Genomic DNA, 22,211 nt, shown 5'->3' on the forward strand with positions numbered 1-22,211 from the left:
CCTGTGTCCTCGGTTGTGGATGCAAAGCGCGTCGTGGAAACAGGAAGCCCCACCCTCAAGCGCGAGGGCGTCAGCCCAAGCGGTAGGGTGGGGTAGTTCACCCGGTCCTCAAAGTTCGTATCCCGCCTTCTCCATGAGGTCCGCGAACACGTCCGTCCCCATCGCCCCCTCGTAGACGACGGCGGTGAGCATCCCGCCGGGGTAGATCCCGCCGTTCTGGACGTGGTCCACCTTGTGGCAGTGCATCGGGTAGATACCGGGGTCCGCGTTCGCCTCGAACTCGACGGTGTACCGCTCCGCGGGCGCGACGTTCACCACGTCCTCCGGTAACTGCAACACCTCGGGGTACTCGGCGCCGTCCTTCTCGACGGTGCGGAACCGGTGGTTGTGCGTGTGCATCGGGTGGGCCATGAACCCGGCGTTGACCAGGTGGAGCCGCACCGTGTCCCCTTCGCTGACGACGATCGGCGAGCCGTGGTCCGGGTTGAGCGTGTACGGCGCGACGCGCCCGTTGATCGTGAACGCGTCCGGCCGCCGGTTCTGGACGTCGTAGCTCGCGTCCTCACCGCCGTACGACCGGGAGAGCCGCGTGTCCCAGTCTTTCAGCGTCATGAACTGCTCGACGTCGGCCGCCTCGTACCCCTCGGGGTCGATCCGGAGGATCCCGTACATCCCCATGTCCATGTGCATCGGGGTGTTGAAGTGGCAGTGGTAGAGGTGGGTGCCGGGCACGTCCGCGCCGATCTCGTAGGTGTGTCTCTCGCCGGGCATCACGGTGATCCCCGTCGTCGACGGGACCCCGTCGTCCTTCCACGACTTCGAGACGCCGTGGAAGTGGAGCGTGTGGGGCATCTCCGCGTCGGTGTTGTCGAGCGTGATCGACAGGTCGTCGCCCTCGGTCGCCCGGAGGACCGGTCCGGGCACGCTCGGCGTGCCGTCGTCGGCCTGGAACGCCCACGTCACCGGTATCTCGACCGGCCCGCCCAGCGAGCTGCCGGGATGTGCCGCGTGGCGGGCGCGGACCGAGCGCAGCGTCACCTCGCGGCCGCGCTCGTCGAGGTCGACGACCTCCGGCGACCCCGTCTCCGGGAGCGCGGGCTCCTCGTCGTCGGTCTGCGTCGGCCCCGCACCGTCACCGGTCGCGGCGGTGTTGACCGTCTGGCTCATGCAGCCCGCCAGTCCGGCGACGCCCGAGAGCCCCGCCGCCTGGAGGATCGTTCGCCGCGCGAAGCCGCCGTCGGAGCCGGAGTCGCTGTGCGTCATGTCTCAAGCGAGGGGAAGCGGCGGCATAACCGGGTCGCGGCTTCTCGCCTCGGGGTAGGACTGACGAACTGGTTCGGGCCGTAGTATATAAACGAAGGGACGACCGCGGAACCGAAGGCGATCAGTCGTCCGCCGGTTCGCCGGCGTCGGGCGCTTCCTCGGCCGCCTCGTTCTGGCCGATCGGCTCGCTGTCCCAGTACGCGTGGTCGTCGTCCGCCCGGAAGCAGGTCGCCGTCCGGCCGTCGCCCACGTCGTACCCCGGCGGCGCCGACTCTCGGCAGGCCGCGCGCGCCTCCGGACAGCGCGTGTGGAACCGGCAGCCTGCGGGCGGGTTCCGCGGCGAGGGCACGTCGCCGTGGAGCGTCTCGAACTCCTCGTCGCGCGCCTCCGTGCTCGCCCGCGGGACGCTCGATAACAGCGCCTTCGTGTACGGGTGCGCGGGGTCGTCGAAGATCTCCTCGACCGGGCCGATCTCGACGATCTCCCCTAAGTACATCACCGCGACGCGGTCGCAGACGTGCCGGACCACGCCGAGGTTGTGCGCGATGAAGAGGAACGTGAGCCCGAAGTCGTCCTGGAGGTCCTCCAGCAGGTTGAGGATCTGCGCCTGAACGCTCACGTCGAGCGCCGACACCGGCTCGTCGAGGACGACGAAGTCGGGGTCCAAGGCGAGCGCCCGAGCGATCCCGATCCGCTGGCGCTGCCCGCCGGAGAACTCGTGCGGGTACCGGTCCACCTGGTCGGCGGAGAGCCCGACCCGCTCTAACAGCTCTCGGGCCGTCTCGCGGCGCCCCTGCCTGTCCTCGACGTCGTGGATCCGGAGCCCCTCCGTGACGATGTCGCCGGTGGTCATCCGCGGATCGAGACTTGAGAACGGGTCCTGGAACACGATCTGCGCGCGTCGCCGGAACTGGTTCAGCTCCGCGTCGGTCATCCCGCGGACGTCGGTCCCGTCGAAGGTGATCTCGCCCTCGGTCGGCTCGCGGAGCCGCAGCACCGTCTCGCCGGTCGTCGACTTCCCGCAGCCGGACTCGCCGACGAGCCCGAGCGTCTCGCCCTCCCGCACGTCGAAGGAGACGCCGTCGACCGCCTTCACGCTCTCCGACTCCTCCCCGAGCAGGCGGTCGATGAGCGACGGGTCGTCCGCGTAGTACTTCTTCAGTCCCTCGACGGAGAGCAGCGAGTCGCTCATTCGTCGCCACCCCCGTCGGTCGCGGCCGGGGCACCGTCGTCGGGATCGGCCGCCTCTCCGGCATCGCCGAAGTAGCCGTCCGGGAGCGCGTCTGCCGGGTCGTACTCGCGGTCGGCGAGGACGCACTTGGCGCCGTGGTCGGCGGCGGCGTCGACCGTCGCCTCGGGCGGCCTGTCGAGGCACGCGTCCATCGCCTTCGGGCACCGGTCCGCGAAGTAACACCGGTCGTCCATCTCGGCGTCGACCAGGCTCGGGACGTTGCCGGTGATCGGTTCGAGCCGCGCCCGCGGGTCGTCGACGTCGGGGATCGAGCCGAGTAACCCCTGCGTGTACGGGTGAACCGTGTCCTCGAACACCGAGTCGAGCGTGCCGCGCTCGACGACCTCGCCCGCGTACATCACACAGACGCGGTCGCACATCTCGGCGATGACGCCGAGGTCGTGAGTGATGAGCACGATGCTCATCCCGCGGTCGGCCTGGATCTCCTTCAGCAGGTTCAGGATCTGCGCCTGGATCGTCACGTCGAGCGCGGTCGTCGGCTCGTCGGCGATCAGCACGTCGGGCTCGCCGGCGAGCGCCTGCGCGATCATCGCGCGCTGGAGCATCCCGCCGGAGAACTGGCCGGGGTACTCGTCGACGCGCTCCTCGGGGTCGGGGATCCCGACCTGCCCGAGCAGGTCGACCGCGCGTTCCATGCTCTCCTCGCTCGTGTAGTCGCGGCCGGGGACGATCCCGTCGAGGAGGTACTTGCCGAGCCCGTACCCCTGCGTCCGCGAGCGCGTCGAGCGCGGGTTCGCCCGCGCCCGGCGCTGTACCTCGACCGCCTCGGCGATCTGCTCGCCGACCGTGATCGAGGGGTTGAAGCTGCTCATCGGGTCCTGGAAGATGACGCTGAACGAGGGCCCCCGCAGCGATCGCCGGACGCGCGGCGGCACCGTCCGGAGGTCGACGTGGTCGCCGTCGACCCGCACGGCGTCGTCCCCGCGGAACTCCTCGGCGAGGTCGGGGTCGCGGTACCACACCTCGCCGGCGGTGACGCGACCGGGCGTCTCGACGAGGTCGACGAGCGACAGCGCGGTCACCGACTTGCCGGAGCCGGACTCGCCGACGACGCCGAGGATCTCGTCCTCCCGGAGGTCGAACGACACCGACTCCACCGCGTTGATCTGCCCCTCCTCGGTGAAGAATCGGGTCGAGAGGTCGCGGACCGAGAGCACGTCACCGGCCGCGGGCGTCCCCGTCGGGGCCGCGTCGCCGGTGCCGAGGGCGTCGGCGGCGTCGCTCGCGCCGCCGTCGGTCGCCGCGTCGGGCTCGTCGACCGGCCGCTCGGCGTCGCTCATGCGGCACCCCCTTCGCCCTCGATACCGGGGTCTAAGGCGTCACGCAGCCAGTCGCCGAGCAGGTTGATCCCGATCACCGACAGCATGATCGCGAGCCCGGGGATGGAGGCGATCCACCACTGGCCGGAGGAGACGTAGTCGCGCCCCTGCGCGATGTCGAAGCCCCACGACAGCGTCGTCCCGGAGAAGCCGAGGAACGACAGCGAGCTCTCCAAGAGGATGATCGCCGCCACCTGCACCGTCCCGAGGACGATGATCGGCGTGATCGCGTTCGGGAGGATGTGCCGGAGGATGATCGTGTTGTCGTCCGCGCCGAGCGCGCGCGACGCCTTCACGTACTCCTGCCCGCGCAAGGAGAGCGCCTCCCCGCGGGCGACCCGGGCGAACCACACCCAGTTGACGAGGCCGACGACGATCACCACCGTTATCGGCAACACGAAGCTCTCGGGCATCTCCGGCGCGAGCCCGGCGGCGACGAACGGGTCGGGGATGTCCACCGCCGCCCGCCCCCACAGCCCGATCAGCGCGACCGCCAGCACGAGCGAGGGGAACGCGAGACTCACGTCCGCGATCCGCATCAGGACGTCGTCGACGCGCCCGCGGTGATAGCCGGCGAGCAGGCCGACCGGCACGCCGATCGACGCCGCCAGCAGCGTGCCGAGGACGCCGACGACGAGCGACGTCCGAGCGCCGTACACCACCCGCGAGAACATGTCGCGGCCGAGCCCGTCGGTGCCGAACACGTGGTCGGGGTCGGCGCTGATCTCGACCTCCTCGGTGACCGTCTGGATCTCGCCGTCGACCATCTGCGAGGTGGTCCGCTCCTCCGTCTGCGAGAAGCCGATCGGCGGCAGCTCGCTCTGGTTGAGCTGTTGGTCGGTCGGGTTGTGGGGCGCGATGAACGGGGCGAACACGGCTGTAAGCACGATTATCACCACCAGCGCCAGCCCGAGCTTCGCGAGCCCGCTCTGTCTGAACTCCTTTTTGAGGTTTCGAATGACACGTGAAGAGACCATATTAGTCGGTTATTACCTCCGGGTCGAGATACGCGTACACCACGTCGACGAGGATGTTGACGAGGACGAAGCTCGTCCCGATAACGATGAGACTGCCCTGTAGCGTCGGCCAGTCTCGGGTGTTGATACTGTCGATGACGAGCGAGCCGAGCCCCGGCCACGAGAACACCGCCTCCGTGATGACGGCGCCGCCGATCAGTGTCCCGAGCTGGAGGCCGAGGACGGTGATCACCGGGATCAGCGTGTTCCGGAGCGCGTGTTTGTACCGGATCAGGGTCTGCGGGAGCCCCTTGGCCCGCGCGGCCTGAACGTACCCCTTGCTGAGTTCGTCCAACATCCCCGAGCGCGTCAGCCGGGTGATGAGCGCCATGAAGTACGTGCCGAGGGCGATCGCGGGCAGCGTGATGTACGCGAGCCACGTCAGCAGCGTCCCGAACACCGGCTCCGGCCCGACGACCGACAGCGCGACGTCGACGACGGTGACCCCGCGACCGCTGGTGTTGAAGATGTTGAACTCCACGGCGAACACGAGGATGAGCATGATCCCGAGCCAGAAGTTCGGGGTGGAGATGCCGCCGAGCGAGAGCAGCGTCGCGCCGTAGTCGACCGGCTCGTTGCGGCGGGTCGCGCTGATCACGCCCAGCGGGATGGCGAGGACGATGGCGACGACGCTGGCGGCGAGCGCCAGCTCGACCGTCGCGGGGAGGCGACCGAACACGAGCGTCGCGACGTCCTGTCCCTTGATGTACGAGAACCCCATGTCGCCGCGCAGGAGGTCGAAGATGTACTGGCCGTACTGGACGTACAGCGGCTGGTCGAGCCCCAGCTCGGCGGCGATCGCCTGTCGCGTCTCCTGAGAGGCGTCGAGCGGTGCGACCGCGTTGATCGGGCTGCCGGGCGTGACGAACCGGAGCGCGAACACGACGGTGACGACGCCCCAGACGACGCCGATCCCTTGGAGGCTTCTTTTGAGTGCGAATCTTCCGAGTGACATTAATAACGATGTAGAGCGGTAGGGGTAGGGGTCGCGTTACTGTTGCGTTGCGGTGTCCGGGTCGATGAACTCGTCGGCCCGCGGCTCCCAAGAGATATCGCTGGAGACGCCGTAGACGCTGAACTGCTGGTGCATGAACACCCACGGCGCGAGGTCGTGGGCGAGCTGGTTCGCCTCCTGAAGGATGTCGACGCGCTCGTCGGGATCTCGGGTCGACTCCGCCTCTTCGAGGAGGCCGTCGAGCTCGTCGTTTTTCAGGATCGTGAGCGCACCCTCGGAGGAGAGCAACGGCGTCAGGGTCTGACTCCCGTCGAACTCGGCGTTCCCCCACCCGAGGAGGGTGAAGTGCGGGCGGTCCTCGATGTTCGGCGCGGTGACGTCCTGGACGAGCGAGGAGAACTCGCGCTGTTGCAGCTCACAGGAGACGTTCGACAGCGAGTCGATCTGGTTGGCCGCCGCCTGCGCGATCTCGACGTCGCGGAGGTAGCGCCCGATCGGCGTCTGAAGCGTGATCTCGACGCCCGCGTGTCCCGACTCCTCGACGAGCCGCTCGGCCTCGTCGGGGTCGTACGGGTATGGGTCGATGTCGGGGTTGTACCCGACGTGACCCTCGAGCGTCGGCTGGGCGGTGAGGTTCCCGAAGCCGTTGAGGACGTTCTCGATGATGCTCTCGACGTCGACCGCGTGGTTCATCGCCTGCCGGAACTGCTGGCTGGAGAACGGCTCCACGTCGTAGCGCATCTGGAGGAAGATGATCCGCGCGCTCGCCACGGAGTTGATCGTCGCGACGTCGGAGCTGTTCACCCGAGAGACCTCGTTCGGCGGGACGTTCGTCACGATGTCGGTCTCCTCCGCGAGAAGCTGGTTGACCCGCGTGCTCGACTCGCTGGAGGCGCTCATGGAGAGTTCGTCGACCGCCGGCGCGCCGTCCCAGTAGTCCTCGTTCGGCCCGTAGCGGACCACGTTGCCCGACTGGTACTCGGTGAGACGGAACGGTCCCGTCCCGTTCGCGTTCCGGTTGATGTAGTCGGTGCCGTTCTCCTCGACCCACGACTGCTGCATGATGTCGCCGTTCGTCGCGAACAGCTGGAACGCGATCGGGTTGTACCCCTCGAAGGAGACCGTCACCTCCCCGTCGCCGGTCGTGACCTCCGAGACCGGACCGAGGTCGTTCGTCTGCGGACTGACGATTCCGACGTCGTTGAAGACGATCCGGCGGATGCTGAACCGGACGTCCTCCGCGGTCAGGTCGTCGCCGTTGTGGAACGTGACGCCGTCGCGCAGCATGAACCGGACGCTGCCGTCGTCCGTGCGCTCCCACTCGTTGGCGAGGCCGGCGATGATGCCGCCCTCCTTGTCGCGGTCGAGCAGGCCCTCGTACATCTGGCCGGTGATGATCTCGGTGTTCGTCTCGGCGTGGTCCTGCGGGTCGAGGCCGGAGTCCATCTGGCCCATGGTGACGCCGAGTTCGAACGTGTCGTCGCCCCCGTCGGAGCCGTCCTCGCCGTCCGAGCCGTCCCCGCCGTCCATACCGTCCTCGCCGTCCGAGCCGTCCGAGCCGTCACCGCCGTCGCCGCCGTTTCCGGAACAGCCAGCGAGGCCGACCGCACCGGCCGTTCCCGCGTACTTGAGCACCGTCCGCCTGTCGACGTGATCGTCGTTGTCAGTAGGCATAGGCGATACCAAACCATAGAGCGTTATGAACCTACCGGCAGGGGTCGCTCCTTTTTCGACCGGCCGCCGGAGACCGGTTGACGAAACGACACACCGGAGTTCGGGTGTGAGGGGGAAAGCGGGAACCGACGCGAAGGGAAACCGACGCCTATGTAGGGGGGCCGGCGGTAGGCGAGCGGTATGGACGCACCCGATCCCGGACCGCGGTGGGACGCGGTCGAGGAGGACGCGGAGTCGACGGCGGCGGCGTACCGAGAGCGCGGCTGGACCGCGATCGCCGGGCATCCCGGACAGGTGAACCCGGTCGCGGACGCCGCCCGGATCGACGTACTCTTACCCGAGTCGGAGTTCGACGCGGCGCTTTCCGCGGTCGACGACGCCGCGATCGACGGCGTCGACGTGTACGCGGGCGCCGCCGACGACACCGCGTACCGGCTGGTGGTCGCGACCGACGAGGCGGCGCAGGTGGCGCTCTGCGTGCCGACGTACCTCGCGAGCGACGACCTCGCCGCGCTGCGCGCGGCCGCCGAGGCTGCGGGGGCGCTTACCGTCCGGCTGCGCCCCCTCGACGACCGCGACCACGTCGAGATCGCGATCGACGAGCCCGCCGTCTTCTTCGACGCGCCCGAGGCGTGAGGCGGTCGTGAGGATCGGCGTCGAGGTCCGTCGCCCGCCGTCCGAATCCGCGGCCGTGTGACGCACGCACGTGGGTATCCATGTCGCACTTGACTTCGACGTATTCATAGTTGTGCGATCGCGATCATCCGTATGAACCGCGCAGAGAAGGCGGCCCTCCAGCTACAGGCGGTCGCCGTGTTGCGGATGCTGAAGGAGACGCGAACGTACGAGGAGCTCTCGGAGGTGACCGGGCTGCCCGCGGGGGACCTGAACCGGTACGTGAACGGGCACGTGTTACCGGGGACCGACCGCGCGAGCGAGGTCGTCGAGTCGGTCGGCCGCGAGGCGCTCGCCGACGAGCTGGTCGCGCGCGTCGAGTTCGACGACGAGGGGTACGTCGACAACTCCGGCGTCGTCTTCGACCAGTCGTTCCTCGATCTGGTGGCGCCGGTCGCCGCGGAGACGTTCGAGTTCGAGTCGCCCGACGTGGTGCTGACGGCCGCGACCGACGGGATCACGCTGGGCGCGGCGATGGCCTCCTTCTTCGACGCGCGCCTGGCGTACGCGAAGAAGTCGAAGGAGACCGCGGTCGAGGAGTTCATCGAGTCGCGCCAGCGGCTCGCCTCCGGCATCGAGCTCACCTACTACCTCCCCGCGAGCGCGATCGACGCCGGCGACACGGTGCTGGTCGTCGACGACCTGATCCGGTCGGGCGAGACCCAGGAGCTCCTCCTCGACATCGCCCTCCAGGGCGACGCAGACGTCACCGGCGTGTTCGCGCTCATCGCGGTCGGCGACGAGGGGATGGACCGCGCGCGAGCGATCACCGACGCGCCGGTCGGGGCGCTGACGACGTTCGAGTAGCCACGTTCGCGCATACTCTCCGCGAAAAAATCCATTTGAGAGGCATTTTGATCCATATATACGGATCGTATTCCGGTTCGTTCAGCAAGGCTTATCACCCGATCCGCGGGAACACCCACCCGTTCAATGGGCCTTTCAGACACGCTGGCCGCGCGGTTCGACGTGGAGTCGCTCGGGTCGGACGTCCGCACCGAACTGGTCGCCGGGCTGACGACGTTCCTCGCGATGTCGTACATCATCGTCGTGAATCCCGCCATCCTCTCGGAGGCGATCCAGATCGAGGGGTACGGGCAGGGGGAGGTGTTCCAGATGATCGCCATCGCGACGGCGCTGTCGGCGGCGATCGCGACCCTCGTGATGGCGCTGTACGCCAACCGGCCGTTCGGGCTCGCGCCCGGGCTGGGACTCAACGCCTTCTTCGCGTACACGGTCGTGCTCGGGCTCGGCGTCCCGTGGCAGACGGCGCTGGCCGCGGTGTTCGTCGAGGGCGTCCTGTTCATGGTCCTGACCGCGGTCGGCGCGCGGGAGTACGTCATCCGGCTGTTCCCGGAGCCGGTGAAGCGGTCGGTCGGCGCCGGTATCGGGCTGTTCCTGCTGTTCATCGGCTTTCAAGAGCTCCAGATCGTCGTGCCCGACGAGGCGACGCTCGTCACGCTGGGCGGCGTGTTCGGGAACCCGTGGGCGATACTGGGACTGCTCGGGCTCGTGTTCACCTTCGGCCTCTGGGCGCGGGGGATCACGGGCTCGATCGTGATCGGGATCGTGGCGACCGCCGCCGTCGGCTGGGGGCTCACGCTCGCCGGGGTCTTCGGGCGCGGCACGGTCACGCCGGAGTCGCTCCCGAGCGCGCAGTACGACATCTCGCCGCTGGCGGGGGCGTTCGTCGACGGGCTCGGGGGGATCGACCCGCTCACGTTCGTCCTGGTCGTGTTCACCTTCTTCTTCGTCGACTTCTTCGACACCGCGGGGACGCTCATCGGCGTCTCGCAGTTCGGTGACTTCCTCGACGAGGACGGCGACCTCCCCGACATGGACAAGCCGCTGATGGCCGACGCGGTGGGGACGACCGCGGGCGCGGTCCTGGGTACCTCCACGGTGACGACGTACATCGAGTCGTCGACCGGCGTCGAGGAGGGCGGCCGGACCGGCCTGACGGCGCTGGTCGTCGCGCTGCTCTTCCTCGCGTCGCTCGTCCTGATCCCGCTCGTGGCCGCGATCCCGGCGTACGCCTCCTTCATCGCGCTGATCGTCGTCGGCGTGATGATGCTCCAGGGGCTCGTCGAGGTCGACTGGACGGACCCGGCGTGGGCCGTCTCCGCGGGGCTCACGGTCACCGTGATGCCGTTCGCCTACTCCATCGCCGACGGGCTCGCGGCCGGCATCGTCGCCTACCCGCTGATCAAGGTCGCGGTCGGCGAGTACGACGAGGTCGCGCTCGGGCAGTACGTCATCGCGGCGCTGCTCGCGGCCTACTACGTGCTCCAGACGCGCGGCGTCATCCTCTAAAACGGCCGACGAGCCGCGTGATATTTCCGCACACCGCCTTTTGAGCTTATAGATACCCACGGGCGAGCGCTGCGGCTTTTATAAAAGAGGATGCGGTGGCGCGCGCCGACGAGCGCCCGACAGGGCGCGAGTCGTCCGCGCGAGGGAGTCGCTGGCGCCGTCGGCGCCAGCGACGAGGCTGGGGAGGTGTGAGGCTGCGGTGCTGTGCGGTCGGGTGGGACTCGAAGGGGCAGTCGCGAGGCGGGCGCAGGGGACGTAAGTACCGCAGCGAAGGAGCGTCAGCGACTGAGCGAGGAACGCAACGAGCGTGCGCCCGCCTCGCGACTGGGGCTTCGGCGGTGGCCGTGTCGATCGGAGATTTATAAGTAAATACGTAGAGCCGAGCGACTGGGGCTTTGACGGTGTCGTCCGTCAGTCTGGTAGCAACTATTTATAACGCCAGAACGCTCTTGGGGCGCCGGCGCGCATCCCGACCGAGGCGACCCAACCGATGCCCGATCAGTCCGCCGACACCGCCGTGACCGTCGCCGAGCGCGAGCGACACGTAAGCGACCCGGCCCGCGAACTCGCGCTCGACTGCGTCACCGCGGGGATCGAGGCCGCGCACCCGGAACGCGTCGTCGCGGACGCCCTCTCCCTCGACGACGGCGTCCTGACGGTCACCGGCGTCGACGACGAAACCGCGACCTACGACCTCGCTACCTACGACCGCGCCCTCGTCGTCGGCGCGGGCAACGCGGCGGGCCACTTCGCGGCCGCGGTCGAGGAGCTCCTCGGCGACCGAATCGACGGCGGCGCGGTCGTCACGGACGACCCGACCGACACCGATCGCATCTCGGTCCTCCCCGGCGACCACCCCACCCCGAGCGAGGCGGGCGTCGAGAGCGCCCGAGAAGTCCGCGAGGTCGCGGCCGACGCCGGCGCGGACGACCTCGTGGTCGGGCTGCTCACCGGCGGCGGGAGCGCGCTGCTGGCCGCGCCCGCCGAGGGGATCGGACTCGCCGACCTCCGCGAGACGACCGAGGCGCTGCTGGCGAGCGGCGCGGCCATCGACGAGATCAACGCGGTCCGAAAGCACCTCTCGGCGGTGAAGGGCGGGCGGCTGGCGCGGGCGGCCGCGCCCGCCGACGTCCTCGGGCTCGCGATAAGCGACGTGACCGGCGACGACCCGGCCGTGATCGCGAGCGGCCCGCTGTCGCCCGATCCGACGACCTACGCGGACGCGCTCGCGGTCCTCGACCGATACGGGATCGACGCGCCGGCGGCCGTGACCGACCGGCTGGAACGCGGCGCCGCGGGCGACCTCGCGGAGACGCCGGGACCCGACGACTCCCCGTTCGACGGCGACGGCGTCGACGTCCGGATCGTCGCGAGCGCGCGCACCGCCCTCGGCGCCGCTCGGGAGGTCGCCGCGGCGCGCGGGCACGAGCCGCTCGTCCTCTCCTCGCGGGTGCGCGGCGAGGCGCCGGAGGCGGCGAAGACGCACGCGGCGGTCGCCGAGGAGTGCCGCGCGGCCGGTGAGCCGGTCGAACCGCCCGCGGTCCTCCTCTCGGCCGGCGAGGTGACGGTGACGCTCGGCGACGACGCCGGCGCGGGCGGCCCGAATCAGGAGTTCGCGCTGTCGGCCGCGGTCGAACTCGGCGGCGCAGGGGCGATCGGCGTGGGGACCGGCGACGCGGCCGCGGTCGCCGTCGCGAGCGTCGACACCGACGGGATCGACGGCGCCACGGACGCCGCGGGGGCGCTGGTCGACGACCGGCTCGTTGGGGGCGGCTCCGACGGCGGCGACGGTGACGGCGACACCGGGAGCCCGCTGGCCCGCGAGGCGGCCGCGGACGCCCTCGACGCGAACGACGCGTACCCGGCGCTCGACGCGGCTGGCGCGCTGCTCCGGACCGGGCCGACCGGGACGAACGTCAACGACCTGCGGGCGATCGTGGTCGCCGAGCGCGACGCCCGTTCGGCGAGTCCCGACGCCCGTTCGGAAGGCCCCGGCGCGTCTTCGGAAGACACTAAGTAGCGGCTGGCAAATTCTGCGACATGCAGACGCTGCTTCTCAACGCGGACGACGTCGACGAGAACGCCGAGATGGACCGCGTGATCGACGCGGTCCGCGGCGCGTTCACGGCCTACGAGCGCGGCGACGCCAAGATGCCGGCGAAGTCGTACATCGACCTCCCCGAGTACAACGGCGACTTCCGGTCGATGCCGGCGTACCTCGACGTGCGCGAGGAGGACGTCGCCGAGGAGACCGCGACCGGCGACGGCTGGGACGCGGCCGGGATCAAGTGGGTGAACGTTCACACCGACAACCCCGCCGACCACGACCTCCCGACGGTGATGGGGACGATGATCTACTCGGACCCGGAGACGGCGTTCCCGCTCGCGGTCCTCGACGGGACGACGCTGACGATGAAACGCACCGGCGCGGCCGCCGCGGTCGCGACCGACCACCTCGCGGTCCCCGACGCGACGAGCCTGGGGATCGTCGGCGCGGGCGTCCAGTCGTACACGCAGCTGGAGGCGATCTCGACGGTGCGAGACATCGAGGAGGTCGTCGTGAGCGACCTCGACGAGGAGCGCGTCGCCGACTTCGTCGACGCCTTCGAGGACCGGTTCGACGTGCGCGCGGGCTCGGTCGCCGAGGCCGGCCACTGCGACGTGCTCTCGACGGTGACGCCCGTCGAGGACCCGATCGTCGGCCCCGACGACGTGGGCGAACACACCCACATTAACGCGATGGGCGCGGACGCGGCGGGGAAACACGAGCTCGCGGACGAACTCCTCCTCGACGCCACCGTCGTCATCGACGACCACGAGCAGTGCACCCACTCCGGCGAGATCAACGTCCCCTACGCCGCGGGGACGCTCACCGACGACGACATCTACGGCGAGATCGGCGAGATCGTCGTCGGCCGCCGTGCGGGCCGTCCGGGCACCCCCGGGACGCCGGCCGACGCCGACGGCGTGCGCGGCGTCAGCGTCTTCGACTCGACCGGGCTCGCGATCCAGGACGTGGCGGCCGCGCGCGTCGTCTACGAGCGCGCCGACGAACTGGACAACGGCTACCCGTTCGACCTGCTCGGCCTCGACGACTGAGTGCGATCCGTTTTCGGGTCAGTCCCGTCGAGCCGGGTCTGTCCGACCCGTACGGCCACCGGTTCGCTCGCCTTCGAATAGCCGGGTCGAGATCACGACCGCCTCGGTCGTCGCTCGGCACCGTCCGAGGGTCCGGCCGGTTAGAATATGACCGGGGAGACGAATACGACGGTATGAGTACGGCTTTCGTGAGGAGCGCCGGGAGGTTCTGTAAACGCTACGGCCCGGGGCGGCTGCCCGGCGCGAGCCGACCGGCCGTCGGCGCCGGCTACGCCGCCGCCGCCGCGGCACTGGCCGCAGCGGTGGCGTTCGCCGTCGTGACTGGTATCCGGACGCTGCTCGTTTTCGGGTCACTTACGACCACGGGCGGACTCTGGTACTTCGGGCTGCTGGCGATTCCGCTTGTCGTCCCGGCCGCCTTCGTCGGCGGCGCCGCGGCGTGGCGACTGCTTCCCGGGTCGATGTCGTACCGCGGGCCCTTCACCGGCCTGTTCGCGACGGTGCTGACCTACGTCGTCGCGACGCTGCTGGTCGTCGCAGTGCTACTGGGCGTCTTTTTGCTCGACGGCGGCCCCGAACCGGTGAGGGGATCCGTGGTGGTCGGTCTGCTCTACGGCGGATTCGGATTCGCCTACACGTTCTGGCTGACCCTCCCCGTCGGCGCCGTCTGCGGCTGGATTCACCAGCGGGCGGTCACCGAGCACTGACTGTTACCGGCAGATTTCGCTGCGATCGATTCGTAGCCCTCATCGTGGCTGTTTCGGGTGAGGGTCCGTCTGAAGAACGGAGCATCGACAGCGCCGTCGAGCTCATTCGACGCCGGACGCACGGATTTTTCAGCGCAGACCCCGTATCCGGCCCGTGAGACTCGTCAGCGTCGCCGCGCTCGCGGAGAACCGGGTGATCGGGAACGAGGGGGAGGTACCGTGGCCCCACATCGAGGCGGACGTTCGGCAGTACCGCGAGCGCGTCGCGGGCTCGCCGGTAATCCTCGGCCGCCGCACCTTCGACTCGATGCGCGACGACCTCCCCGGCAGCCGGCAGATCGTCGTGAGCCGGAGCGTCGAGGCGGTGGACGCCCCGACCGCGGTCGTCGCGAGCGGCGCCGAGGCGGCGCTCGACCTGGCCCGCGACCTCGTCGGAACGGCCGCCCCGACGGCGGACGCCGAGGCGGCCGGAGCGGGCGCCGACGCGGACCGGGTCGCCGCCGAGGCGGATCCGATACCCGAGGAGTCGACGGACGCCAACGAGGCCGACGACCCCGTCTACGTCCTCGGCGGGGGCGGGATCTACGAGCTGTTCCAGCCGCACCTCGACGGGATGGTCCTCAGCCACGTCGACGGCGTCTACGAGGGGGACACGTACTACCCCGAGTGGGACGAGAGCGAGTGGGAGATCGCGGCGGAGACGGCGTACGACCGGTTCACGCTGCGCGAGTGGACGCGTCGGGAGCGCTGAACGGCCGAGCGGTCGGTTTCGGTTCCGCGGGGTCGGCAGCTTCCCCATATCGGCGGCGACGCTACGAGCCGTCGGCGCGCTCCTCGGCGTACCGTTCGAGCTGCAGGGCGGTGCTGTCGGCGAGCCGTTCGACCGCGGAGTCGACCCCGTGCTCGCGGGCGTCGACGGACGCCTCGGCGACGAGCGTCCGGACCGTATCGAACGGGCCGATCCGGGCGCCGGTCGTGGCGACCGCGTCCTCGGCGTCGAGCAACTGGTTTATCGCGGTGCGGTAACCGGGGTTCTCGTCGAACCACCCGTCGCGGTCGAGCCGGTCGACCGCGCCCTCGTGGACCGGGAAGTAGCCGGTCTCGCGGTGCCAGCGCGCCTGCCGCTCCGGCGCCGCGAGCCAGCCGAGGAACGCCGCGGCCGCGCGCTGCTCGGCCGTCGACGCGCCGTCCGCGACCCACAGCGACCCGCCGCCGACGACGACGCCGTGCCGCTCGTCCGCGACCGGGAAGTAGCCGACCCCGACGGGGAAGGAGGCCCCCTCCCGGACGTCGACCATCGCGGAGGTTGAGCCGATCAGCATCCCGGCGCGCCCCTCGTGGAACGCCTCGCGGGCCTGCCCGCGGGCCTCGATGCCGGGGTCGTGGTAGAGGCCGTCGGCCGCCATGTCGGCGATCCAGCGGTAGACCCGCTCGCCGACCGGCCCGTCGAGCCGGCTCTCGGTCGGCGTGCCGCCCCGCCCGTTGTCGGCGTCGACGAGCGGCTCGCCGGCCTCGGCGAACCACTGCTCGACGAACCACGAGTACGTCGCGAACGTGATTCCCGTCTCCGTCGCGCCGCGCTCGACGAGCCGCTCCGCGCAGCGGCGGACCTCGTCGAACGTCTCCGGCGGGTCGTCGGGGTCCAACCCGGCGCGCTCGAACGCCGCGCGGTCGTAGTACAGCACGGGCGTCGACGCGTTGAACGGCATCGAGTGGAGGACGCCGTCGGTCCGGTAGTAGTTGGCCACGGGGTCGAGCAGGTCGTCGGGCGAGAACCCCGAACCCGGGCCGCCCGCGGCGTCGGTCGGCCCGACCCCCGCGTCGGTCCCTCCGACGCTGCCGGCGCCGCCCGCGTCGAGGAGGCGCTCGACGGGCGTGAACGCCCCGCTGTCGAGCGCGCGCTGGGTGCCGATCTCGTAGAGGTGCGCGATCGCTGGCGGGTCGCCCCGGTCCGCCGCCGCGAGCGTCGCCTCGAACACGCCGCGGTAGCTCCCCTTCGAGGAGGGCCGGACCGCGATCCCGTCAGTCTCGGCGGCGAACTCGGCCGCGAACTCGTCGAGGAGCCGGGCCTTGCGGCCGCCGAACGCGTGCCAGAAGTCGAGGACGACCGCGTCGTCGGCCGCCGTGCCGTCCGCGTCGTAGGCGTCGAGCGCGTCGTCGAGGGTGCCGGTCCGGTCGGCGAGCGTCGACGCCCCGGCCGCCACCTCCGCAAGCGACGTCTTCTGCGCGTGCGCGACCGCGGTGGCGTCGCCGGCGTCGGCGGCCGTCTCCTCGGCGAGGTCGCCGACCGACTCGACCGCGTCGACAACCGCCTCGATCGAGGTCGCCTGGTCGTCGGTGGCGTCGCGGATCTCCTCGACGCCGCTCGTCGTCTCCTCGACGTCGGCGGCGAGGTCGGTGAACGCCTCCAGCGCCTCCTCGGCGGTGGTTATCCCCTCGTCGGCGCGCTCGCGCATCTCGGCCATCTCGTCGACGGTCGCGTCCGTCTCGGCGCGCACCGACCGGATCGACGACTCGATCTCGCTCGTGGCGTCCCGCGCCTCCTCGGCGAGGCTCTTGACCTCCTCGGCGACCACCTCGAAGCCGGCGCCGGCCTCGCCGGCGCGGGCGGCCTCGATCGACGCGTTGAGCGCGAGGATGTTCGTCTCGTCGGCGATGTCCTGGATCAGGTCGGTGACGTCCTCGATCGCCGCGACCTCCGACTCGAGCGTCTCGACCCGTTCGAGGGCCTCCTCGGTCCGCTCGTCGACGACGCGGAGCTCCTCGATGGCGGCAGTCGCGGCGTCGGTCCCCTCGTCGGTCCGTTCGGCGACGCCGGCCGCGGTCTCGGCCACCTCGTCCGCGGAGGCGGCGACCTCCTCGGTGGCGGCCGAGACGGTCTGGAGCTCGCTCGTCGCGGCCGCGATGTCGTCGCGCTGGCGGGTCGCGGCCGCCTCGATGTCGTCGACCGCGGCGTACACCTCGTCGCTCTGCGCCTTCGCGCGGTCGACGTTCGACCGGACGTGTTCGGTCGCGCCCGCCACCTCGTCGCCGAAGCCGTCGACGGCGGAGACGGTCTCGGCGACCCCGTCGACGAACTCGTTGAGCGTCGCCGCCAGCGCCGCCGCCTCGCCGTCCGCCTCCTCGGCCGGGAACCGCGCTCCGAGGTCGCCGTCGGTCAACCGTTCCGCGGCCTCGCGGAACGCCGAAACGGGAACGTCGCCGCCCGCGGCGGCGCTGGAGGCCGCCGCCGTCTCGTCGGACGCGACCCCGCCGTCGGTGGTCGCGTCCGCGTCCGTCGATGCCGCCGAACGGTCCGCGTCCGTCGATGCCGCCGAACGGTCCGCGTCCGTCGATGCCGTCGAGCCGTCCCCGTCGGCGGAACCGCTCTCGGACCGGGTCCTCGCGTCGTCGCTGTTCATTCGTCGTCACTCGCCCGCGGGGGTATATAAGAATCAGAGTCGAATTATCCCGGCTGATAGCGGCGCCCCCGGGCCCGGTCGGCTGGCGAGCGGTCGGGCGGCCGCGGCGCCGCCGTCGCGAGCGGTCGCCCGACCGCGACAGCTCAGTTCGACGCGTCCGAGCCGTCCCCGTCGACGGGCTCGGCGAAGCCGAACCGCGGCTTGACGTCGGTGACCTCGACCGTCAGCGTCTCGCCCACGTCGCCGTCGACGAACAGCGTGTACCCCTCGACGTAGGCGATGCCGTCGCCCTCGTCGCCCTCCTCCTCGACCGTCACCTCGACGCGGTCGCCCTCGGCGACCGGCGAGGTCGTGTACCCCTTCGCGACGAGGTACACCTCCGAGGAGGCGTCCCGCGAGGCGGGCGGCGAGACGGTCCGCACGTACTGGAACGACTCGCTCACGTCGTCGCGGAAGGCGTCGAGGTCCTCGCCCTGGAAGGCCTTCACGACGAAGTCGCCGCCGGGCGCGAGCAGCTCGTCGGCGGCGTCGAACGCCTGCCGCGCGAGGTGGATCGACCGGGCGTGGTCGAGGTTGTACTCGCCGGTCATGTTCGGCGCCATATCCGAGAGGACCGCGTCCGCGCCGCCCTCGCCGACCGCCTCGCGCAGGTAGTGGCGGGTGCGCTCCTCGGTCATGTCGCCGCGGATCGTCTCGACGTCGTGGTCGTCGAACTCGTCGATGCGCTGGAGGTCGACGCCGACGACGGTCCCCGACTCGCCGACTTCCTCGGCGGCGATCTGAAGCCACCCGCCGGGCGCGGCGCCGAGGTCGACCACGGTGTCGCCGGGGTTGAGGAGGTCCGCCTCCTCGTCGAGCTGTTTCAGCTTGTAGGCGGACCGGGCGCGGTACCCCTGTTGCTTGGATCGGTTGTAGTAGTCGTCTTTGCCGCTCATGTCTCGATCACCGCGGCTCGGAAGGGAGTCGCCGAAATCGAGGGCGAAGTAGCGCTCATACCCGTAACGACGGGGGCGACCGGGAAATGAACGTCGAATGCGGGCGCGGGCCGTCTCCGCGGTCGGGTTCGCCGGAAGGCCGGCAGCGGGCGGCTACTCGCGGCCGGGTCGCAGCCGCCCCGCTACCCGTCCGACGCCGGACGCGACCGCGGCGAGGAGTCCCCGTCCGTCGCTCGGCTCCGGCGCCGCGGCGTCCGTTTCGGACGGGCGGTCGGGCGCCCGTCGGGCCGCGACGATCGACTCGTAGTTGTCGATCACCTGCTGGCGCTGCCGCTCCTTCGACTCGACTTCCGCCTCCAGCGCCGCGACCTCCGCTTCGAGCGCGGCCACTTCGTCCGCGAGCCGCTCGACGCGGTCCTCGGGGAGGTCGCGCTCGGTCTCGGAGGCGTCGCCGCGGACGCGTCGGTCCGCGGCGGGCCGGTCCGCGGTGCTCGGGCTGTCGTCCGCGGACGCGGTCGATCGGAGCCGGGGACCGTCGATCGAGTCCACCGCTTCGACGTCGATGCTACCGGGGTCGGGCGAGCCGGGCGCTGAGGGCATCATCTGTGGGGGAAACATGTGTACTCATACCATACTGAAAAAGATCAGTCAGCCGCGAGTCGGACGCGCCGCTTACGGTCGGTTCACGCCGACTCGCGGCCGCCCACCGACAGTTTCCCGTCGAGGCGATCCGAGCCTCGGTCCGCGGCGTCTCCCGCCGCTTCCTCCGACCGGATCGTGAACCCCAGCGCCTCGTAGAACGCCCGCAGATCGGCGTCGAACCGGGCAGTGACGGCCTCGATCGCGGGATCTGATTTACCTCGGTCGACCGCGGCCGCGACGAGCGCGGAGCCGATCCCCCGACCGCGTCGCGCCCGCCTGACGGCGACGGCGTCGACGTGAAGCCGGTCCGAGGCGGGTCGCACGGCGACTAAGGCACCGACGACGCCGCCGGTCCGCGTCGAGCGCGCGACGAGGACGTCGCCGGCCGCGATCCGGTCGTCGACCGCGTCCGCGTCGGTCTCCAGCATCGCCGCGTCGAGAATTCGGAGGACGTCGAGGCGGTCGTCGGGGACTGCGGGCTCGACGGTCACGTCGCCGGGCGGGCCGGGGAGATCGTACTCGTCGGTCACGCGTCGCCGTCCGTCGCGTCGCCGTCCGTCGCGCCGCCCTTTATCAATCGGAGGACCCGGACCCGCTCGGCGTCGACGACGCGGTCGCCCGGGACCGGCGAGCCGTCGACCAGCGCCGACGCCTCCTGCGGGTGGTAGCCCGCCTCGCGGATCAGGTCGTCGTACGTCGCGTCGGCGGGGAGGCTGTACTCGGCGGTCCCCTCGCCGACGACCTCGACGGTCACGTCCATGAGCGCCGTAGCGGGCGCGGCGGCGTCAATCGCACGGTTTCGGCGCGCTCAATAGTACGTAGCCTCCGCGGTGAACCACTCCAAATCCTCGAATACTCGCTTATAAACAATTGACCGGAGATCGACGGCGAAGACCTCCAAAGCCCCAGTCGCTCATTTATAAATGGGTGTTGGCACATCGGCGGCGAAGACCTCCAAAGCCCCAGTCGCGAAGACTCGCGCGGCTCGGTGCGCTCCTCGCTCGTTCGCTCCGCTCACTCGCTGCGGTGCTTCCGTCGCCGTGCTTCGTCCTCGCGACTGCCCCTTTGAGTCCCGCCCCGCACCGCTCCGCACGGCACCTCACGCCTCCCCAGCCTCGTCGGCGGTCCTCCGCGTTGCTCCGGACCGCCGACTCCCTCGCGCGGTGCCGTTCGCGGCCGCCAGTGGCGGCCGCTCACGGGCACGCGCCGACCAAATCGTCTTTTATAAGCTATCGTCGCCGCAGCTCATGTGTATTTAAATACCGTATCGCCGCCACAGATCCGATTAGTCCGCTCCCGAAATCGTTCGAGGTCGGCCCCGTCTCAGCCGTCCAGCTCCTCGCGGAGCAGGCCGTTCACCTGGCCGGGGTCGGCGCTGCCGCCCGTCGCCTGCATCACCTGGCCGACGAGGAAGTTGATCGCGCCCTCGTCGCCGTCGCGGTAGTCGGCGACGGCGTCGGGGTTCTCGTCGATGGCGGCCGCGACCGCGGCCTCGACCTCGCCGCTCTCGGCCTTCCCGAGCCCCTCGCGCTCGATGACGGTCTCGGGGTCGTCGCCCTCGTCGAGCATCTCGCGGAGGACGACCTCCTCGGCGTTCTTGACGGTCAGCTCGTCGGCCGCGACGAGTTCGATCAGGCGCGTGAACTCGTCGAGCCTGTCCTCGACGTCGGTGATCTCCATCTCGCGGTAGTTGAGCTCGCCGAGCAGGTTGTCGGCGACCCACGTCGCGGCGAGGTCGGGGTCGAACTCGCTCGCCACGTCCTCGAAGAAGTCCGCGACCGCCTTCGTGGAGGTGAGCTTCGAGGCGGCCTCGCGGTCGAGCCCGTACTCCTCGCGGAAGCGCTCGCGGCGGGCGTCGGGCAGCTCCGGGATCGCGATCTGCTCCTTCCAGTCGGCCACCTCCAAGGCGGGGAGGTCGCCCTCGCGGAAGTAGCGGTAGTCCTTCTCCGCCTCCTTCGAGCGCATCCCGACGGTGACGCCGCGGTCCTCGTCCCAGTGACGGGTCTCCTGTTCGATCTCGCGGCCGCGCCGGAGGACGTTCTCCTGTCTGGTGACCTCGTAGGCGAGCGCCTGCTCGGCGCCCTTGTGACTGGAGATGTTCTTCACCTCGGCGCGGCTCACGTCGTCGAGCGCGTCGGCGTCGATCGTCCCGTCGTCCGCGACGTGCTCGTCGGGGACGAGGGAGACGTTGGCGTCGACGCGCAGGCTGCCGTCGCGGCCGGGGTCGAACACGCCGAGGTATTCGAGGACCTCCTCCAGCTTCGCGAGGAACGCGCGCGTCTCGGCCGGCGAGCGGAAGTCCGGCTCCGTGACGATCTCCATCAGCGGCGTGCCCGCGCGGTTGTAGTTGACGAGGGTGTGCGTCGCGGATTCGATGGAGCCGCCGGCGTGCTGGAGGCTCCCGGGGTCCTCCTCGAGGTGCGCGCGGGTGATCCCGATCGCCCGCGGGTCGCCGTCGACGCGGACCTCTAACTCGCCCGACTGGCAGATCGGCGCGTCGTACTGGGTGAGCTGGAAGTTCTTCGGGAGGTCGGGGTAGTAGTAGTTCTTCCGGTGGAACGTCGTCGTCTCGGGGATGTCGGCGTCGATCGCCTTCCCCACCTTCACGGCGGCCTCGACGGCGGCCTCGTTGAGGACGGGGAGCGCGCCCGGCAGCCCGAGGCAGGTCGGGCAGGTGCGCGTGTTCGGCGCCTCGTCGTCTCCGGGCTCCGTCGAGCAGCCGCAGAAGATCTTCGTGTCGGTCTCGAGCTGGACGTGGACCTCCAGCCCGATCACGACTGTCCGGTCCGCCGTCGCGGCCTGCGTACTCATTACCGGCCCGTTGTGAGCGGGCCGCCTAAATCGTGTCGGGACGATCGCCGCCGAGGCGGTCGCCGGACGGCGCTCTCAGATCCGAAAAATCGGAGGGAACGATTATCAGGGGGCCGTCCGTAGCAGTCGCGATGAGCGAACCGATGACC

19 protein-coding genes are annotated in these 22,211 nt (G+C 70.4%); 7 read left to right on the forward strand and 12 right to left on the reverse strand.

The window, feature by feature from the left end; all coding sequences use genetic code 11:
• Positions 1–108 precede the first annotated feature (108 nt).
• The 6 genes from AC4NMM_RS12540 to AC4NMM_RS12565 form a co-directional block, all read right to left on the reverse strand.
• Entirely contained in the window at positions 109–1,263 is a 1,155-nt protein-coding gene (locus AC4NMM_RS12540) for a multicopper oxidase domain-containing protein (protein ID WP_491924401.1), read from the reverse strand.
• A 121-nt stretch (positions 1,264–1,384) separates the two neighbouring features.
• Positions 1,385–2,455, reverse strand: coding sequence for an ABC transporter ATP-binding protein (locus AC4NMM_RS12545; protein WP_096393959.1), 1,071 nt, complete (start codon positions 2,453–2,455; stop codon positions 1,385–1,387).
• On the reverse strand, positions 2,452–3,795 hold the full coding sequence (locus AC4NMM_RS12550; protein ID WP_491924402.1) for an ABC transporter ATP-binding protein: 1,344 nt from the start codon (positions 3,793–3,795) through the stop codon (positions 2,452–2,454). Before AC4NMM_RS12550 ends, AC4NMM_RS12545 begins: the two co-directional genes overlap by 4 nt.
• Positions 3,792–4,811 carry an ABC transporter permease gene (locus AC4NMM_RS12555; RefSeq protein WP_096393958.1) on the reverse strand — a complete coding sequence of 340 codons (1,020 nt, stop codon included), beginning with the start codon at positions 4,809–4,811 and terminating at the stop codon, positions 3,792–3,794. The genes AC4NMM_RS12550 and AC4NMM_RS12555 overlap by 4 nt, the downstream gene beginning before the upstream one ends.
• A gap of 1 nt (position 4,812) precedes the next feature.
• Entirely contained in the window at positions 4,813–5,805 is a 993-nt protein-coding gene (locus tag AC4NMM_RS12560; RefSeq protein ID WP_096393957.1) for an ABC transporter permease, read from the reverse strand.
• Positions 5,806–5,841: 36 nt separating this feature from the next.
• Entirely contained in the window at positions 5,842–7,479 is a 1,638-nt protein-coding gene (locus tag AC4NMM_RS12565) for an ABC transporter substrate-binding protein (RefSeq protein ID WP_096393956.1), read from the reverse strand.
• A gap of 180 nt (positions 7,480–7,659) precedes the next feature.
• Between AC4NMM_RS12565 and AC4NMM_RS12570 the strand changes: the two genes are divergently transcribed.
• The 7 genes from AC4NMM_RS12570 (at position 7,660) to AC4NMM_RS12600 (ending at position 15,024) form a co-directional block, all read left to right on the forward strand.
• Positions 7,660–8,115 (forward strand): DUF7529 family protein, encoded by a 456-nt coding sequence (locus AC4NMM_RS12570; protein WP_096393955.1) that lies wholly within the window; start codon positions 7,660–7,662, stop codon positions 8,113–8,115.
• Between the two features lie 132 nt (positions 8,116–8,247).
• A complete protein-coding gene (locus tag AC4NMM_RS12575) occupies positions 8,248–8,961 on the forward strand; it encodes a phosphoribosyltransferase family protein (RefSeq protein WP_007344990.1) in 714 nt (237 codons plus the stop codon).
• A 126-nt stretch (positions 8,962–9,087) separates the two neighbouring features.
• Positions 9,088–10,467, forward strand: coding sequence for an NCS2 family permease (locus AC4NMM_RS12580; RefSeq protein ID WP_096393954.1), 1,380 nt, complete (start codon positions 9,088–9,090; stop codon positions 10,465–10,467).
• A 490-nt stretch (positions 10,468–10,957) separates the two neighbouring features.
• Positions 10,958–12,487 carry a glycerate kinase type-2 family protein gene (locus AC4NMM_RS12585; RefSeq protein ID WP_491924403.1) on the forward strand — a complete coding sequence of 510 codons (1,530 nt, stop codon included), beginning with the start codon at positions 10,958–10,960 and terminating at the stop codon, positions 12,485–12,487.
• Positions 12,488–12,507: 20 nt separating this feature from the next.
• Positions 12,508–13,566 carry an ornithine cyclodeaminase family protein gene (locus AC4NMM_RS12590; protein WP_491924404.1) on the forward strand — a complete coding sequence of 353 codons (1,059 nt, stop codon included), beginning with the start codon at positions 12,508–12,510 and terminating at the stop codon, positions 13,564–13,566.
• Positions 13,567–13,739: 173 nt separating this feature from the next.
• Entirely contained in the window at positions 13,740–14,273 is a 534-nt protein-coding gene (locus AC4NMM_RS12595; protein WP_491924405.1) for a hypothetical protein, read from the forward strand.
• A gap of 154 nt (positions 14,274–14,427) precedes the next feature.
• Positions 14,428–15,024, forward strand: coding sequence for a dihydrofolate reductase (locus AC4NMM_RS12600; RefSeq protein WP_491924406.1), 597 nt, complete (start codon positions 14,428–14,430; stop codon positions 15,022–15,024).
• 61 nt (positions 15,025–15,085) lie between these two features.
• Here the strand turns inward: AC4NMM_RS12600 and AC4NMM_RS12605 are convergent, their stop codons facing one another.
• The 6 genes from AC4NMM_RS12605 to gatB all read right to left on the reverse strand — a co-directional run bounded on the left by AC4NMM_RS12605 (position 15,086) and on the right by gatB (position 22,062).
• Positions 15,086–17,674, reverse strand: coding sequence for a methyl-accepting chemotaxis protein (locus AC4NMM_RS12605; protein ID WP_491924407.1), 2,589 nt, complete (start codon positions 17,672–17,674; stop codon positions 15,086–15,088).
• A 143-nt stretch (positions 17,675–17,817) separates the two neighbouring features.
• The gene (locus AC4NMM_RS12610) at positions 17,818–18,609 is read right to left on the reverse strand and encodes an SAM-dependent methyltransferase (RefSeq protein WP_491924408.1); all 792 of its coding nucleotides are present in this window, start codon (positions 18,607–18,609) and stop codon (positions 17,818–17,820) included.
• A gap of 153 nt (positions 18,610–18,762) precedes the next feature.
• Positions 18,763–19,212: a hypothetical protein gene (locus AC4NMM_RS12615; RefSeq protein ID WP_096393948.1), complete on the reverse strand. Its 450-nt coding sequence runs from the start codon at positions 19,210–19,212 to the stop codon at positions 18,763–18,765.
• An 80-nt stretch (positions 19,213–19,292) separates the two neighbouring features.
• Entirely contained in the window at positions 19,293–19,781 is a 489-nt protein-coding gene (locus AC4NMM_RS12620; RefSeq protein ID WP_096393947.1) for a GNAT family N-acetyltransferase, read from the reverse strand.
• A complete protein-coding gene (samp2, locus tag AC4NMM_RS12625) occupies positions 19,778–20,011 on the reverse strand; it encodes a ubiquitin-like small modifier protein SAMP2 (RefSeq protein ID WP_096393946.1) in 234 nt (77 codons plus the stop codon). The genes AC4NMM_RS12620 and samp2 overlap by 4 nt, the downstream gene beginning before the upstream one ends.
• Before the next feature lie 563 nt (positions 20,012–20,574).
• Complete coding sequence (gatB, locus tag AC4NMM_RS12630; protein WP_491924409.1) at positions 20,575–22,062, reverse strand: Asp-tRNA(Asn)/Glu-tRNA(Gln) amidotransferase subunit GatB; 1,488 nt, start codon at positions 22,060–22,062, stop codon at positions 20,575–20,577.
• Positions 22,063–22,211: the final 149 nt, after the last annotated feature.

It is taken from the genome of Halorubrum sp. SD41 (genome assembly GCF_058630335.1).

What these genes read in the sequence shown, in the direction of transcription:
- AC4NMM_RS12540 (WP_491924401.1), bottom strand. Translation starts at nt 1,263, where the DNA reads ATGACGCACAGCGACTCCGGCTCCGACGGCGGCTTCGCGCGGCGAACG.
- AC4NMM_RS12545 (WP_096393959.1), bottom strand. Translation starts at nt 2,455, where the DNA reads ATGAGCGACTCGCTGCTCTCCGTCGAGGGACTGAAGAAGTACTACGCG.
- AC4NMM_RS12550 (WP_491924402.1), bottom strand. Translation starts at nt 3,795, where the DNA reads ATGAGCGACGCCGAGCGGCCGGTCGACGAGCCCGACGCGGCGACCGAC.
- AC4NMM_RS12555 (WP_096393958.1), bottom strand. Translation starts at nt 4,811, where the DNA reads ATGGTCTCTTCACGTGTCATTCGAAACCTCAAAAAGGAGTTCAGACAG.
- AC4NMM_RS12560 (WP_096393957.1), bottom strand. Translation starts at nt 5,805, where the DNA reads ATGTCACTCGGAAGATTCGCACTCAAAAGAAGCCTCCAAGGGATCGGC.
- AC4NMM_RS12565 (WP_096393956.1), bottom strand. Translation starts at nt 7,479, where the DNA reads ATGCCTACTGACAACGACGATCACGTCGACAGGCGGACGGTGCTCAAG.
- AC4NMM_RS12570 (WP_096393955.1), top strand. Translation starts at nt 7,660, where the DNA reads ATGGACGCACCCGATCCCGGACCGCGGTGGGACGCGGTCGAGGAGGAC.
- AC4NMM_RS12575 (WP_007344990.1), top strand. Translation starts at nt 8,248, where the DNA reads ATGAACCGCGCAGAGAAGGCGGCCCTCCAGCTACAGGCGGTCGCCGTG.
- AC4NMM_RS12580 (WP_096393954.1), top strand. Translation starts at nt 9,088, where the DNA reads ATGGGCCTTTCAGACACGCTGGCCGCGCGGTTCGACGTGGAGTCGCTC.
- AC4NMM_RS12585 (WP_491924403.1), top strand. Translation starts at nt 10,958, where the DNA reads ATGCCCGATCAGTCCGCCGACACCGCCGTGACCGTCGCCGAGCGCGAG.
- AC4NMM_RS12590 (WP_491924404.1), top strand. Translation starts at nt 12,508, where the DNA reads ATGCAGACGCTGCTTCTCAACGCGGACGACGTCGACGAGAACGCCGAG.
- AC4NMM_RS12595 (WP_491924405.1), top strand. Translation starts at nt 13,740, where the DNA reads ATGAGTACGGCTTTCGTGAGGAGCGCCGGGAGGTTCTGTAAACGCTAC.
- AC4NMM_RS12605 (WP_491924407.1), bottom strand. Translation starts at nt 17,674, where the DNA reads ATGAACAGCGACGACGCGAGGACCCGGTCCGAGAGCGGTTCCGCCGAC.
- AC4NMM_RS12610 (WP_491924408.1), bottom strand. Translation starts at nt 18,609, where the DNA reads ATGAGCGGCAAAGACGACTACTACAACCGATCCAAGCAACAGGGGTAC.
- AC4NMM_RS12615 (WP_096393948.1), bottom strand. Translation starts at nt 19,212, where the DNA reads ATGATGCCCTCAGCGCCCGGCTCGCCCGACCCCGGTAGCATCGACGTC.
- samp2 (WP_096393946.1), bottom strand. Translation starts at nt 20,011, where the DNA reads ATGGACGTGACCGTCGAGGTCGTCGGCGAGGGGACCGCCGAGTACAGC.
- gatB (WP_491924409.1), bottom strand. Translation starts at nt 22,062, where the DNA reads ATGAGTACGCAGGCCGCGACGGCGGACCGGACAGTCGTGATCGGGCTG.